Annotated in this window: 10 protein-coding genes; 4 read left to right on the top strand and 6 right to left on the bottom strand. The window is 67.3% G+C overall.

The annotated features are described in order from the left end of the window. Positions 1-72: 72 nt before the first annotated feature. A complete protein-coding gene (locus tag OH768_RS11385; protein ID WP_406452653.1) occupies positions 73-780 on the bottom strand; it encodes a hypothetical protein in 708 nt (235 codons plus the stop codon). A 157-nt stretch (positions 781-937) separates the two neighbouring features. On the opposite strand from OH768_RS11385, the gene gcl reads away from it, so the two are divergent. After that, entirely contained in the window at positions 938-2,722 is a 1,785-nt protein-coding gene (gene gcl, locus OH768_RS11380; RefSeq protein ID WP_406452651.1) for a glyoxylate carboligase, read from the top strand. Positions 2,723-2,924: 202 nt separating this feature from the next. Here gcl and OH768_RS11375 read toward each other — a convergent pair whose 3' ends face one another. From OH768_RS11375 to OH768_RS11365, 3 genes are all read right to left on the bottom strand, one after another. After that, the gene (locus OH768_RS11375; RefSeq protein WP_406452649.1) at positions 2,925-3,161 is read right to left on the bottom strand and encodes a hypothetical protein; all 237 of its coding nucleotides are present in this window, start codon (positions 3,159-3,161) and stop codon (positions 2,925-2,927) included. 425 nt (positions 3,162-3,586) lie between these two features. Further along, positions 3,587-4,477, bottom strand: coding sequence for a 2-hydroxy-3-oxopropionate reductase (locus OH768_RS11370; protein ID WP_406452647.1), 891 nt, complete (start codon positions 4,475-4,477; stop codon positions 3,587-3,589). Between the two features lie 22 nt (positions 4,478-4,499). Then, positions 4,500-5,321, bottom strand: coding sequence for a TIM barrel protein (locus OH768_RS11365; RefSeq protein ID WP_406452645.1), 822 nt, complete (start codon positions 5,319-5,321; stop codon positions 4,500-4,502). Positions 5,322-5,624: 303 nt separating this feature from the next. Here OH768_RS11365 and OH768_RS11360 point away from each other — a divergent pair, with 303 nt between their 5' ends. After that, on the top strand, positions 5,625-6,245 hold the full coding sequence (locus OH768_RS11360) for an SMI1/KNR4 family protein (protein WP_406452643.1): 621 nt from the start codon (positions 5,625-5,627) through the stop codon (positions 6,243-6,245). A gap of 69 nt (positions 6,246-6,314) precedes the next feature. Here OH768_RS11360 and OH768_RS11355 read toward each other — a convergent pair whose 3' ends face one another. Both OH768_RS11355 and OH768_RS11350 read right to left on the bottom strand, forming a co-directional pair. Further along, positions 6,315-10,646 (bottom strand): Tat pathway signal protein, encoded by a 4,332-nt coding sequence (locus OH768_RS11355; RefSeq protein WP_406452641.1) that lies wholly within the window; start codon positions 10,644-10,646, stop codon positions 6,315-6,317. Positions 10,647-10,915: 269 nt separating this feature from the next. Continuing rightward, positions 10,916-11,431: a hypothetical protein gene (locus tag OH768_RS11350; protein ID WP_406452639.1), complete on the bottom strand. Its 516-nt coding sequence runs from the start codon at positions 11,429-11,431 to the stop codon at positions 10,916-10,918. Positions 11,432-12,470: 1,039 nt separating this feature from the next. Here OH768_RS11350 and OH768_RS11345 point away from each other — a divergent pair. Both OH768_RS11345 and OH768_RS11340 read left to right on the top strand, forming a co-directional pair. After that, positions 12,471-12,722 (top strand): hypothetical protein, encoded by a 252-nt coding sequence (locus OH768_RS11345; RefSeq protein ID WP_406452637.1) that lies wholly within the window; start codon positions 12,471-12,473, stop codon positions 12,720-12,722. Next, a complete protein-coding gene (locus OH768_RS11340) occupies positions 12,719-13,087 on the top strand; it encodes a helix-turn-helix domain-containing protein (RefSeq protein ID WP_093629992.1) in 369 nt (122 codons plus the stop codon). Before OH768_RS11345 ends, OH768_RS11340 begins: the two co-directional genes overlap by 4 nt. Positions 13,088-13,148 lie beyond the last annotated feature (61 nt).

Below are 13,148 nucleotides of genomic sequence, written 5' to 3'. Positions count from 1 at the left end.
CCCCACGCCTTTAGGGCAGTGGGGGAGGGCGTGCCAGACCCCGCGTCTGCGGCATGATCCGCCGGACAGGCCCTAGCCCCCCGCCGCGTCGAGTTGGTCGGCGAGTTCGTTCACCGGCTGGGGGGTGCCCGTGAGGTCGAGGACGAAGAGGGGGACGCCGAGGGTGTCGGCGCGGACGCGGGCGTCGTCGGCGTAGCCGGCGAGGGAGAAGTAGACGCAGCCCGTGGACTCCGTCATCGCGGTCAGCCACAGGCACTCCACGTCCCGGAGTGAGGCGGGGCGCACGGTGGGGTCCACCTGCGCCAGGATGCCGCGGGCGGCCAGGCCGATGCCGGACGGGGGTCGCTGGTCGGCGCGGCGGATGTCCCGGTAGCCGAGCCAGCGCAGATAGAGCGCGGCAGCGGTGACCGCGTCCCGCGCGGTACGGATCGTGACGGGCTGGAACGCAGGCCGGTCCCGGGCGCCGATGTCGGCCCTGGGGACGCTCGCGGCCGACTGCGCCGGCGGCTCCTCCCCGGCGACGGGAATCCGTAGCAGCGTCCCGCACGGGCAGCCCAGCTCCGGATACGGCCACTCGTCCAGGCGGCCGCAGGCCTCGCAGCGCACCGCGATCCAGTCCTCGTCCCAGACCCGGTGGCTCACGACCGTCGCCGCGCCGCGCGGATCGAGCGGCGGGGCCACGGGGGCACCGCAGACGCAGGGATAGGACGGCGCGGCATAGACGTGCTCACGTCGGCAGGCCGGACAGCGCACCGGCACGCTCTCGGACATGAGCCCCATGGTCCTCCTGAAAACCCCTGCTTGTCCGTGTCTTGACGGCCTTCGTGCCTCCACTTACATTTCTTCCAGATAGTAGAATCTAGTTTCCACAATGCGGAATTACTCACCGCGGGGCGCGACGGTGACGCGAATCCGACAGCCGAAGCAGGAGTACTCCATGGCTCGTATGACCGCTGCCCGCGCGGCAGTCGAGATCCTCAAGCGCGAGGGCGTCAGCGACGCGTTCGGCGTCCCCGGCGCGGCGATCAACCCCTTCTACGCCGCCCTCAAGGCCTCCGGCGGTATCCACCACACCCTCGCCCGGCATGTCGAGGGCGCCTCGCACATGGCCGAGGGCTACACCCGCACCCGCCCCGGCAACATCGGCGTCTGCATCGGCACCTCGGGCCCGGCCGGCACCGACATGATCACCGGCCTCTACTCCGCGACCGGCGACTCCATCCCGATCCTCTGCATCACCGGCCAGGCCCCGACCTCCGTGATCCACAAGGAGGACTTCCAGGCCGTCGACATCGCCTCCATCGCGGGACCGGTGACGAAGATGGCGGTCACCGTCCTGGAGGCGGCCCAGGTCCCGGGCGTCTTCCAACAGGCCTTCCACCTGATGCGCTCGGGACGCCCCGGCCCGGTCCTCGTCGACCTGCCGATCGACGTCCAGCTCACCGAGATCGAGTTCGACCCGGAGACGTACGAGCCGCTGCCGGTCTACAAGCCGGCCGCGACCCGCGCCCAGATCGAGAAGGCGCTCGGGATGCTGAACGCCTCCGAACGCCCGCTGATCGTCGCCGGCGGCGGTGTCATCAACGCCGACGCGGCCGAACTCCTCGTCGAGTTCGCCGAGTTGACCGGCACCCCGGTCGTCCCCACCCTGATGGGCTGGGGCGCCCTGCCCGACGACCACGAGCTGAACGCCGGCATGGTCGGCCTCCAGACCTCGCACCGCTACGGCAACGCGACCTTCCTGGAGTCCGACTTCGTCCTCGGCATCGGCAACCGCTGGGCCAACCGCCACACCGGCAAGCTGGACGTCTACACCGCCGGACGGACCTTCGTCCACGTCGACATCGAGCCCACCCAGATCGGCCGGATCTTCGCCCCCGACTACGGCATCGCCTCCGACGCGAAGGCCGCGCTGGAGCTTTTCGTGCAGGTGGCAAGGGAGTTGAAGGCCGCGGGCAGCCTCCCCGACCGCTCCGCCTGGGCGGCCTCGGCACAGGAGAAGAGGTCAACTCTCCAGCGCCGTACGCACTTCGACGACATCCCGATCAAACCGCAGCGCGTCTACGAGGAGATGAACAAGGCCTTCGGCCCGGAGACCCGGTACGTCTCCACCATCGGCCTCTCGCAGATCGCCGGCGCCCAGATGCTGCACGTCTACCGCCCCCGCCACTGGATCAACTGCGGCCAGGCGGGCCCCCTCGGCTGGACGATCCCGGCCGCGCTCGGCGTCGCCAAGGCCGACCCCGAGGGGTCCGTCGTCGCCCTCTCCGGCGACTACGACTTCCAGTTCATGATCGAGGAACTGGCGGTCGGCGCCCAGCACCGCATCCCGTACGTCCATGTCCTGGTGAACAACGCCTACTTGGGCCTCATCCGCCAGGCGCAGCTCGGCCTGGACATCAACTTCCAGGTCAATCTGGAATTTGAGAACATCAACTCCCCCGAGCTGGGCGTCTACGGCGTCGACCACGTCAAGGTCGTCGAGGGTCTGGGCTGCAAGGCCATCCGGGTCACCGACCCCGCCGAACTCGGCACCGCCTTCGAGCAGGCGAAGAAGCTCGCCGCGGAGTTCCGCGTGCCGGTCGTCGTCGAGGCGATCCTCGAACGCGTCACCAACATCTCGATGAGCCGGACGAACGACATCGGCGAGGTGGTGGAGTTCGAGGAACTCGCGACCGAGCCCGGCCACGCACCGACGTCGATCAGGACGTTGAAGGTCTGAGACCGCGGGAGGAACAGGGGGGCCGTCCTTGAGGGACGGCCCCCTCTCTTTTTGTAGGCGCGCAGCGCCACAAAAAGGGGCGCGGGGCTGTATCGATCAGCGGCTCCGCCGCGGGGCGCGACCAGCCACGCACCACCCGCACCCCGCAACGATCAGAGCCCGGCAGAACCCGTCCGGCCCGGCAGGCGAAACGTACGCTGCCTCACCGATCGTGGTGTTCCGACAGCCCCGGCCAGTCCTCCGGCCCGCCGCCCTGCCACTCGATCAGGTCGCTCTCCTCGACCTCGATCCGGTCCAGGTCGGCCAGCCGCAGGATCTCGACGACGTCGTCAAGGTGGGAGGCGATGCCGAGGGTCTCGTCGCCGGTGGTGACCCGACGGGAACCGTCCAGGGCCGGGGGGTGGACCACGATGTGCGGGTGTTCCGGTGGATGTGCCATGCCTTCAGGCTGCTGCGCCTACGGCGGATCCGCACCCGGAAACACCGAAGAGCGCCGTGTCCGGCGCTCTTCGTGGTGGCCGTCCGACGGCGCGAGGCTGGGCGCGACAGGACGTTCGCGCCGCCGGACGGGGTCATGGGGAGGGGTGCTTCGGGTCGGTGTTCCGGCTGGGACCGCGGCGGTCGCGACGGAACCGGGGGCTCCTTCTCTCAGGTCGAGAAGGAGGCCCCGGGACCTTCACCACCGCACTGGCTCGCACTCCGCCGCGGTCCTGGCCCCGCCCGCGCCGTGCCGGCGACCACCCCTCATCCGGGTCGTCCGGCACACACGGGCCGTCTGTTGGTTCTCGGTCCGGCATGATTCCGGGCGGCGCCACCGCCTGGGCGCGACAGGACAGATGTCGGCGGCGGCGCCGTCCGGAAGTCTCAGAGCCGCGCGCCGGAGAGGCGCTCGACGGCGCGCAGCAGCGCCGAGTGGTCCAGGCCGCCGTCGCCCTGCGCGCGCAGCGACGCGACGAGTTGGGCCACCACCGCGCCGACCGGCAGGGCCGCGCCGACGTTGCGGGCCGCGTCCGTGACGATGCCCATGTCCTTGTGGTGCAGGTCGATCCGGAAGCCCGGCTTGAAGTCGCGGTTGAGGAAGTTGTCCTTCTTCCGCGCCAGCACGGTCGAGCCCGCGAGCCCGCCGCCCAGGACGTCGAGGGCGGCGGCCAGGTCCACGCCCGACTTCTCCAGGAACACCACGGCCTCGGCGCACGCCTGGATGTTCACCGCGACGATCAGCTGGTTGGCGGCCTTCACGGTCTGCCCCGAGCCGTGCGGACCGCACAGCACGATGGTCCTGCCGAGCGCGTCGAAGATCGGCCGCGCCTCGTCGAAGTCGGCCCGGTCGCCGCCGGCCATGATGGACAGTACGGCCTCGATCGCACCGGCCTCACCGCCGGACACGGGGGCGTCGAGGACCCGAATTCCCTTGCCCGCAGCCGCCTTTGCCAGGTCGACCGAGGTCTGCGGGGTGATCGACGACATGTCGATCAGGAGGGCGCCGGCGCGCGCGTTCTCCAGGATGCCGTCGGGGCCGTAGGCGATGGCCTCGACCTGGGGGGACGCGGGCACCATCGTGATCACCACGTCGGCGTCGCGCACGGCCTCGGCGATGGAGCCGGCAGCGGTGCCGCCGGCGGCGGCCAGGCGGTCCAACTTGTCCTGTTCCAGGGTGAATCCGGTGACGTCGTAACCGGCCTTGAGCAGGTTCTCGGACATGGGGGAGCCCATGATGCCGAGGCCTATCCAGGCGATCTCGGGGAGCTTGCTCATCGGAAGTGCCTTTCGGTGAAGGTCAGTTGGGCAGCCAGTCGAAGGCCTCGGCGCTCGGGCGGTCGCCGGGCTTGTACTCCAGGCCCACCCAGCCGTCGTAACCGGCCTTCTTCAGCTGGTCGAGGAGGTCTTCGAGGGGGAGCGTGCCGGTGCCGGGGGCGCCGCGGCCCGGGTTGTCCGCGATCTGCACATGGCCGGTCTTCGCCGCGAACTGCTCGATCACCGACGGGAGTTCCTCGCCGTTCATGGACAGGTGGTAGAGGTCCATGAGGAAGCGCGCGTTGCCGAGGCCGGTCGCGTCGTTCACCTTGTCGACGGTGCCCACGGCGGCCGGGGCGCTGACGAGCGGGTACAGCGGCGACTCGGGCCTGTTGAGCGCCTCGATCAGCAGGATCGCGCCGATCCGGTCGGCGGCGCGGGCCGCGAGGACCAGGTTCTCCAGCGCGAGCGCGTCCTGCTCGGCCGGGTCGACGCCGGCCACGCGATTGCCGTAGAGCGCGTTGAGCGCGGTGGCACCGAGCGAGCCCGCGAAGTCGGCGGCCACGTCGATGTTCGCGCGGAACCGCTCCGACTCCTCGCCCGGGATCGACAGGGCGCCCCGGTCCGGTCCCGGGAGCTGCCCGGCGTAGAAGTTCAGCCCGGTGAGCTGGACGCCCGCGTCCTCCAACGCCCGCTTGAGCGCGTCGAGTTCGGACTGCGCGGGGGTGGGGGAGTCGACCCAGGGCCACCACAGCTCGACCGCGGTGAAGCCGGCCGCGGCTGCTGCCGCGGGGCGCTCCAGGAGCGGGAGTTCGGTGAAGAGGATCGACAGGTTGACGTTGAAGCGCTGGTCTGCGAATCCCATCGGGGTCGCGCTCCCTTCCGTGTCGGGATGCCTTGTCGGGGGGTCGTAACGAGATTCCGTATGGTGGAATATTGTTTCTGCTTAATGGAAGATTGCCGTCGGGTGTCGGAGCTTGTCAAGAGGGCTCGGCGACCTGGCGTCCCCCGGACCGGGGGCCGACCCGGGCGATACGCGCCGGGCGCCGCCGTCGAGCAGCGGTCGCGATTCACCCGGCCCGGTAGCCTGGCCCGGTCACTACCGGGCCGGTCATGCGCCGTGGCGGGCTCGCTCTCGTCTTGCGTCTGTCGGGTCTGGAGGCCGCCCATGAGTGGGATATCGAAAAGCGATGCGGAACGTGTGAGGCAGGCGTGGGGGAACGTGGTGGGCTGGATGGAGAGGAATGCGCCTTCCAGCGTAGAGGCGCTCAATCCTCCTGCCGGCGATGAAGACATGTCCCGGTTGCGGAGCGCGCTCGGGGGTGATGTTCCTGACGTGCTCGACGCGTGGCTTCGTATGAACAACGGGAGCACGGCCAAGGATCAAAGAGAGCCGATTACAGGCGGTTTCAAGGTGATACGTCACCCGGATTCGGCGATATTTCCGCTCGGAAAGGCCCTTCTCAGTTCCCAGGAGATGATCGAGCATCGCGCTGATTATCTCGGCGTGGCCGAAGATATTGGCGACGAAGACTACTGGAAGCCTTCATGGATTCCGGTCGTCGAGACGCTGGACGCCCCGTACGGATTTCTCCTCGATATGCAGGGCGAAGGCAATGTCTACCCTGTTCTGTCTTACCGCGAAGGTTCATATCCGCGCCCCTACGCGCCGTCGCTTGCGCATGTCCTGGATGCCATGGCCAACGCCATTGACCAGGGGGCAGGTTCGGATTTTTCCTTGTCCGGTACATCCGTCACCGTCGTCGACGGACGCATCACATGGTTTTAGGAAACGGCAAGCGGTTGGGGGCGGAGCACATGCTCCGCCCCCAACCGCTTCGGTCAGATGTCTTTATCCTCAGGGCTTACGGGCTTCCAGCCAGTAAGGATCTCCCTCGATGACTCTGTTCTTCTTCCTGAAGTCGGGGAAGAGGGACATGGACTGGCTGTTCTGGTTTCCGGATATGGTGGATCGTCCGCAGGATTCGTTCCAGGTGGGAAGCGGCGAATTCGGATCCGGTAGCAGATGCCACACGCCGCTACTGTCCCTTTTGGCGTAGGTGGTGGCGCACTCGTCACCCGAGGAGACGGGATTGAGGTTCTTCCCGCCCCAGGACGTGGGAGTTCCGGCGGACTGCCAGCTGGCCGCGAACGGGAACTCGTCGCAGCTCACTTGGTCTTTATTGCTGCTTGCGAGTTCCGGCGACAGTGTGGCGTCCGGATTGCGCGTCCACGACTGCGGGCAAATGACCACATCGCGGTTGTAGTCGGGGATCGAAATATTTCTGCCCGGTGCGAGAACGTCGTCGGATATGAAGTTCAGTGGATCTCCCTGGCCCTTGAGGCCGTAATGTCCCGGCAGCATGTGCTGTACCAGCCACGCGTGTGCCGCGGCTGCCGGGAACTTCTTCTCGTTGAGGGTGTACGTCGGCTTGTACCAACTGAACACGCATCCGGGAGTGGTCTTCACCTCGACATCGCATCGGACGTTGAGAGCATCCTGCTCGACACTGGTCGGATTGTCGACGGGGGTGTCGTTCGCGATGCCGCCAAAGGTCCAGTAGGGGAGGACCGAGCCGCTCGTCTGTCCCGACGGAGTCCATTTCATCCTCGTGGTGATGATCGCGCTGTGGGTGTCCCCGAGTGTCCATGTGTTGGATCCGGTCCACGTGGAGCTGATCACGGAGCAATATCCTCGACACTGGAAGCCGAGGTCGAGGTTCACCTTGACCATCACGCCGCTCATGGAATTCAGACGGACGGAAGTGCTCTGCGTGAACGTGTCGCTGTCCACGTCAGTGGCGATCTGGTTCCTGTAGTCGAAGACCGCCGTACCGTCCGGATCGCCGTCATCAAAGTGGATGACGGTCAGATCGTCGTGAATGCACGCGTCCGTGCGCGTGTATGTCATCGATATCGAGGTGACCGAGCATGCCGCGGTTTCGCCGGCGGACAGGGACGACGGCGCCTGTACCTTGCTGCTCTTCGAGGTCATCACGGACGCGGACGACGCTGCCTGTGTCTTGCTGAGCAGCGGGGTACCCGAGGCGAAGAACGATCCCGCAATGGTCGCCGGTGTCTCGTCCGGAACAGGATCGGGAGCGTTGACGTCCGGGTCCCCGAAGGTCAGGTCGGCGGGAATGCCCGAATAGTCGCCGGGCACGAAGGCGACGGCGTCGTAGGCCACGTCCTTGTCGGCGGCGCCGTCCGATGTGGAGTTGGTCAGCTGTACTTCCGGTGGCTGGCTCTTGAAGTTGTAGGCGCCGAGAGAGACCCAACTGTTGTTCTGTGTGTTCTGGTTGACGGTCTTGGTGACCGCGCCGAAGGGGGTGATGACCTTGTAGGTGGCGTTGGTGACCTGCGCGCCGGTGTCCGGGATGTGCACGAAAACCTTGGCCTGGCTGCCGGAGATCGCCGAGTTCAGCTTCCAGTCGCCGAGGATGGTCATCGGTCCGCCGTCGCCGCCCAGGTGGTCGCCGTCGCGTGCGTGGGTGAACCAGAAGTGGCCGTCGTAGCCGCCGCCGATCTGGTGCAGGTCGGCCTTTGCGTCGTACTGCCCGAGTCCCGGTCCGGTCGCGTTCGGGTCCGAGTAGAAGGTGAACCGGAACGAGCCGTCCGTCGCGGTCGTTCCGCAGTCGCTCCAGGTGTCGGTGCCGGCGGGGACGGACTCGACGACCTGCGCGCCCGCGGGTGCGCCGGAGCAGACGGGGGTGCCGTACTGCAGGCGGTAGCCGCGGCCGGGCTCATTGATCGCGGTCACGTACTTGATGCGTTCGATACCGCAGCTGGCGGAGCAGTCGGACTTCCAGGTGGTGTTGGACTCGTGCCACCAGTACTGGGTGTAGCAGCCCGCGGTGGGGCAGTCGGGCGGGTTGGCGGTGTCGCAGTTGTTCTTGGTGTTGCAGAACGCGTCGAGTGGCGGCGAGACGTGCGCCCGGCGGTATTTCCCGCTGGACGGGTCGATGACGCTCCCGGTGGTGCCGTTCCAGGTCGCAGGGTAGAAGCCGGCGGAGGAGAAGCCGGACTCGCCCGGCCAGTCCTGGCGGCCGGAGGTGGCGTAGGAGTGGCCTGCGTCCTGGGACCAGGCGGCCCAGCCCATCACCTTCTCCTCGTACGGCCACTTCTGGGGCTGGGCGGCGTCCTTGTTGGCCAGCGGGTCGAGGTCGGTGTTCATGAAGGACAGCCGGGACGCGGGGTAGACGGGGTTGGCGGGGTTGTTGAACCAGCCGAGGCCCCAGTTGCCGTTGGTGCCCGCGTCCGCCTTCTTGTTGAAGCCGAGGTTGTAGTTCCACACGGCGGTGAACCAGTTCTCGGGCTTGGCCGCGTCGTCGTTGTTCACGGCGATCGTCTGGCCGGACTCGTGCACCTCGTTCCACTTGTCGGCGAGGATGTAGAGCGAGGCGGCGATGTTGGTGGCGTAGTCGATGGCGATCGCGCGCTGTATGGGCACGGAGCGAGAGGTTTCGCCCTCCTTCTCGTGTCCGGCCAGGCGCATGCCGTCGGTGACCTGGCCGACGCCGTAGCCGCAGTCGGAGGTGTCCCAGTGGATGGCCCAGAAGTCGGCGAGGGTGCCGCCGGTGTGGTGGCCGTAGAAGCCGTCGACGGCCGCGAGCGGGCTGCCCATCTGGCCGGAGATGGCCCCGGATTCGGCCTGCCAGAGGTTGGACTCCTGGGCGAGGATGCCCAGTTGGACCTGTGCGGGGATGTTTCCGCCGCCGGTCAGTGGGGGTTTGGGGAACAGGCCCTGCGGGTCGATCGTGGCGAGTCCGGTCTGTGAGCGCCAGCCGCCCTGTGTGAGGTAGTTGGAGCGCAGCTTTCCCTGGACGGCCATGTCCACGGCCCATTCGACCTGGTTGGGGGTGGGCTGGAGGGCCTGGGTGGCGACGTCGTTGCGGGGCACGGAGCACCAGCGGTCGGTGTCGACGGGGTCGTTGGACGTGGTGCCGTCGGCGGCCGTGGTCGCTGTGCTCATCGTCGACAGCTGCGGTTTCGGGGAACCGGTCAGCGTCGGCGAGGGCCTGCCGCCCGCGGTGGTGCCGGGCTCGGCGGCCTGCTGGCTGGTGTGCCGGCCCGTGCCCGGCACCGAGGCGGTGATGGTCAGGGCATGACTGATGTGGCCCGGCGTCGTCTCGGCCGCCGGTTCCTTGGTCGCGGTGCCGGTGAAACCGCGGCCGGCGTTCTCGATGTTGTCGACGCCGGCCTGGACGGCGGGTGCGAGGACCGGGTCGACCGCCAGGCGTCCGCGGGTGGAGAGGTCCGCGTCGGGTGAGACGGCCAACGCCTTGATGCCGCCGGCCGCCAGGCCCTTGTCGTGGTCGGCCTTTCCGGTGAGGTAGACGGTGCCGTCGGTGCCCTGGCGCAGGTTCATCGCGGTGAGCCTGCCGCTCGCGACGGTGGTTTTCCTGCCGTGCGTGTAGGTCTGTACGTTGGCGTCGGTGTCGCCGGTGCGGTCGATGTAGCCGACCGTGCCGTCGTCGGCCACGCGGATGTCGTACGGGGCGTGTTTCGTCGCGGCGAGCCTGGTCGTCGTGCCCTTGCGGTCGACGTGGACGAGCCGGTTTCCGGCGGCACCGATCACACCGTCCTTGGTGGGCACGGCCGAGGTGATCTCGCCGTCGGCGGTGGTGTCGGCGACCGTGGCGCCCTTGGTGTCCACCGTGACCAGGCGCGTCTTGGTGTCGCGCAGTGCGGTGAAGACGGCGGTGTGCGTGGCCGGGCTGCAGGTGGGGTCGAAGTAGGCCAGCGACGCGGTGAACGGGAGCTTGGTGACGCTTCCGTCGTCCAGGTTCACGATCGCGGTGAACGCGCCGCCCATCATCAGGTCGGGCTTGTTGGTGAAGGTGCGGGGAGCGTACGCGACGGCCGCGTGATGGTCGTCCATGACACAGCTGTTGCCGATCCAGGTGTCGGCCGGAAGCTGGGGCTCACTCAGGACGGCAGCCGTCCTCCAGGCATAGCCGTTCTTGCTGTCGCCGACCAGGAGATGAAAGCCGTCACTGTCGGCTGCCGCCGTCACGGCCCGGTCGGCAGAGGTCTTCCAGCCCTTCCCGAGAACGGTGTCACGTTCCTTCAGCGGGACCGCCGACGCGGAATTCTTCTGTGTTGTGACGGCCTGTTGCTGCGTCGACTTCTTCGGTGGGTTCGGTATCGCCGCTTGTGCGGCGGTCGTGGTGAAGGTGGACGCGATCAACGCGGTTGCAGCGCCGATAACCAGTGCGGATGACCGTCTCCTCCTTCTCCCCCGTGATGGATAGTGCATGAATTAGCGACTACCTTTCAGTGAGCCGGACTCAACGAAAGCTCTCGCTCGCGCCGGCAGCAGGTTTCCAGCGCGTCGAGACAGATCCGCGGTTGCCGCGGAACGGCCTTCGATGCGTGACTTGTCTGAGGCGACCAGGTCGACACCATCACCGATGCCGACGTCGATGTCCGACATCGATGTCGCAATTGACGGGCTTGTCAGTCGCATGTGCCGACACTGAGGTAGTTGTCGACGTCGACCTTGCCGCTCGGCTCTTCCATGTAGGAGTACGCCTGGCCGCAGTAGCCCTTTTTCTGATAAACGGGGCCGGCGTACGAGGAATAGGCGCCGAAGTCCTGAGTGTCCGCGGTGGCGGTGTAGTTGTCCGCCAGCCGGACGCCCATGTACCGGGTGGAGCCGAGGTCGTTGAAGAACACGGCGCAGATCGGACGATCGTAGAGGTGGTTGGTCCCGCTGTAGGTGTTGTTCCACCAGGTGTAGGCGGTGCCGTAGGTTCCGTAGCGGGCGGCGCCGGTGGAGACGGTGTAGCCCGAGCCGCACACGTTCGCGGCCGCGGCCGCTGCGACGGCGTTGGACTCCAGGATCTCCTTGGTGCCCTTCGGCGCGGTCTCCGCCATGGCCAGGCCCTCGGCCTGTCCGCCGGCGAACTGCACCGTCGCTATTGGTGTGTTGGCGCCCGACTCGGCCGCCGACGCATACGGTGCGGCCGTCATGGCGCCCAGCATGGCAGTGGCGGCAACGCACACGCGCAATACAGTTCTCAATTCCGCTCCTCGGATGTGGCATGCTCATGTCATGCCGATATGGGTTCTGTCGTGCAGGAAGGCATCAGGACGGGAAGCGGGTGGCCGATGCGGCGCGCGAACGCGCATTTGAGTTCAGCGGGTTGCAGTTGGATTGTGCAGAATCCTCATGCGCAGGGGAGCTCTGTAAATCCCTGGAATTCTCCGTGGTTGCCCTCGAGAATTCAGGGGCTCGTAAAACCCGCTGGATTCGCTACATGGCGGCGAATTCGCCTTCTGGCGCCGTGGACCCGCATGACTTCCCCCTCCGTTGAGCACTCGATGCTCGTGACCGCGAGGAAGATCCGGAATCAAGAGCGCCGGATTACACGTGCCCCCACGCCTCGCGGTCAGCAGGAGCCTATATCAGGTTCATAGGCCACGAGAAGGGGTTTAGGGATCGCAGGCCTCGGCTTACCGGTAGGCGATGTCACAGACAGTTCCATGCCCTGTCTCGATTCTTTTCGTTTGCGGCATATTTGTACCGTCTGCCGACTTTCTTGTGAGCCGTCGGATTCGATTGATCGAGTCTCGGCCACTTGCGTGCATGTCCGCGGGCCGGCGGGGCGCAGGGGTGCTGCATGATCAGGTCGCCGCCTGTGTCGGACTTGTTATTTTCAGCCGAACTATGTGCTGGGCAGGCGCCGAAGATCTCTGCCGCGGTGTCAGCGGAGAGTAATCGATTCGAGGATGTGGCCTTGCTCAAGGTCACCGGTTGGGTGAAGGAGCCAGGCACGGATGCACGGCATGCGGCCGCGCGGTCGGTTGGTCGCGTGCAGGCAAAGGGATGGCCTGGTCGGCTAGGGTCGGCTCGTGGCGGACGAAGCGACTCCGTCCTGGTGGAATTGATCGACCTGGGGTGGATCGTGGCCGCGAAACGGTCGACTGATGCATCCCCGTTGTCCCTGATGCGCCCTCCCCGTGGGCGATCCGGGTAAATGGCAGGTCAGAGGCGCTTTCTGGGGGCACAGTGCGATTGCGAGTGGAGTTCACGACAGAGCCCTTCGATCTCGACGAGGCCCCCGCGCATGCGCTGGTCGCCAGGGAGGTCATCGAGGGGGCGGAGCTGGACGCCGTGGACGTCGGGCCGTTCGGCAACACGGCCGAGGGGGGTGCCGACGCGGTGCTCGGCGCCGTCGACGCGCTGCTGCGCAGGGCCCTGGAGGCCGGTGCCACCCGGGTCTCGCTCCAGCTCAACGTGATCGGCGAGGGCGACCGGTGACCGGCCTCGGGGATGAGCCCTTCATCACGGCGGTGAAGCCGCTGGTCGACGCGATGGGCGGCGAGCTGGTCCCGCCCGACGAGGCCGGCCCCGACGACGTCGTGCTCGCCTGGGAGGGTGCCGACGTGGTCGCCGTACGCCTGCCGCAGCTCGCGGACTCGCTGGACCACATCCTGGCCGCCATGGAACGCAAGAAGGGCAAGCCCCTCGCGGACCTGGACCGCAAGGCCAAGCAGGAGGTCGTACGGATACTGGAGGCGCGCGGCGCCTTCTCGGTACGGCACGGCGTGGAGACCGTCGCGAGCGCCCTCGGGGTCAGCCGGTTCACCGTGTACAACTACCTCAACCGTGAGAAGGAGAGCTGAGCCGCTCTCCGGTTGTTACCCGGAATTTTCAACAAAGTGTTGACGTGGTGTTGCCGAGGGC

Source organism: Streptomyces sp. NBC_01622, from assembly GCF_045209635.1.
GTDB lineage: Bacteria > Actinomycetota > Actinomycetes > Streptomycetales > Streptomycetaceae > Streptomyces.
This window is presented reverse-complemented; position numbering and strand designations above follow the sequence as displayed.

Excerpts from the sequence above, each read along its gene's own strand:
- OH768_RS11350 (WP_406452639.1), bottom strand. The coding sequence starts at position 11,431 with ATGACGGCCGCACCGTATGCGTCGGCGGCCGAGTCGGGCGCCAACACA.
- OH768_RS11360 (WP_406452643.1), top strand. The coding sequence starts at position 5,625 with ATGAGTGGGATATCGAAAAGCGATGCGGAACGTGTGAGGCAGGCGTGG.
- OH768_RS11375 (WP_406452649.1), bottom strand. The coding sequence starts at position 3,161 with ATGGCACATCCACCGGAACACCCGCACATCGTGGTCCACCCCCCGGCC.
- gcl (WP_406452651.1), top strand. The coding sequence starts at position 938 with ATGGCTCGTATGACCGCTGCCCGCGCGGCAGTCGAGATCCTCAAGCGC.
- OH768_RS11365 (WP_406452645.1), bottom strand. The coding sequence starts at position 5,321 with ATGGGATTCGCAGACCAGCGCTTCAACGTCAACCTGTCGATCCTCTTC.
- OH768_RS11385 (WP_406452653.1), bottom strand. The coding sequence starts at position 780 with ATGGGGCTCATGTCCGAGAGCGTGCCGGTGCGCTGTCCGGCCTGCCGA.
- OH768_RS11370 (WP_406452647.1), bottom strand. The coding sequence starts at position 4,477 with ATGAGCAAGCTCCCCGAGATCGCCTGGATAGGCCTCGGCATCATGGGC.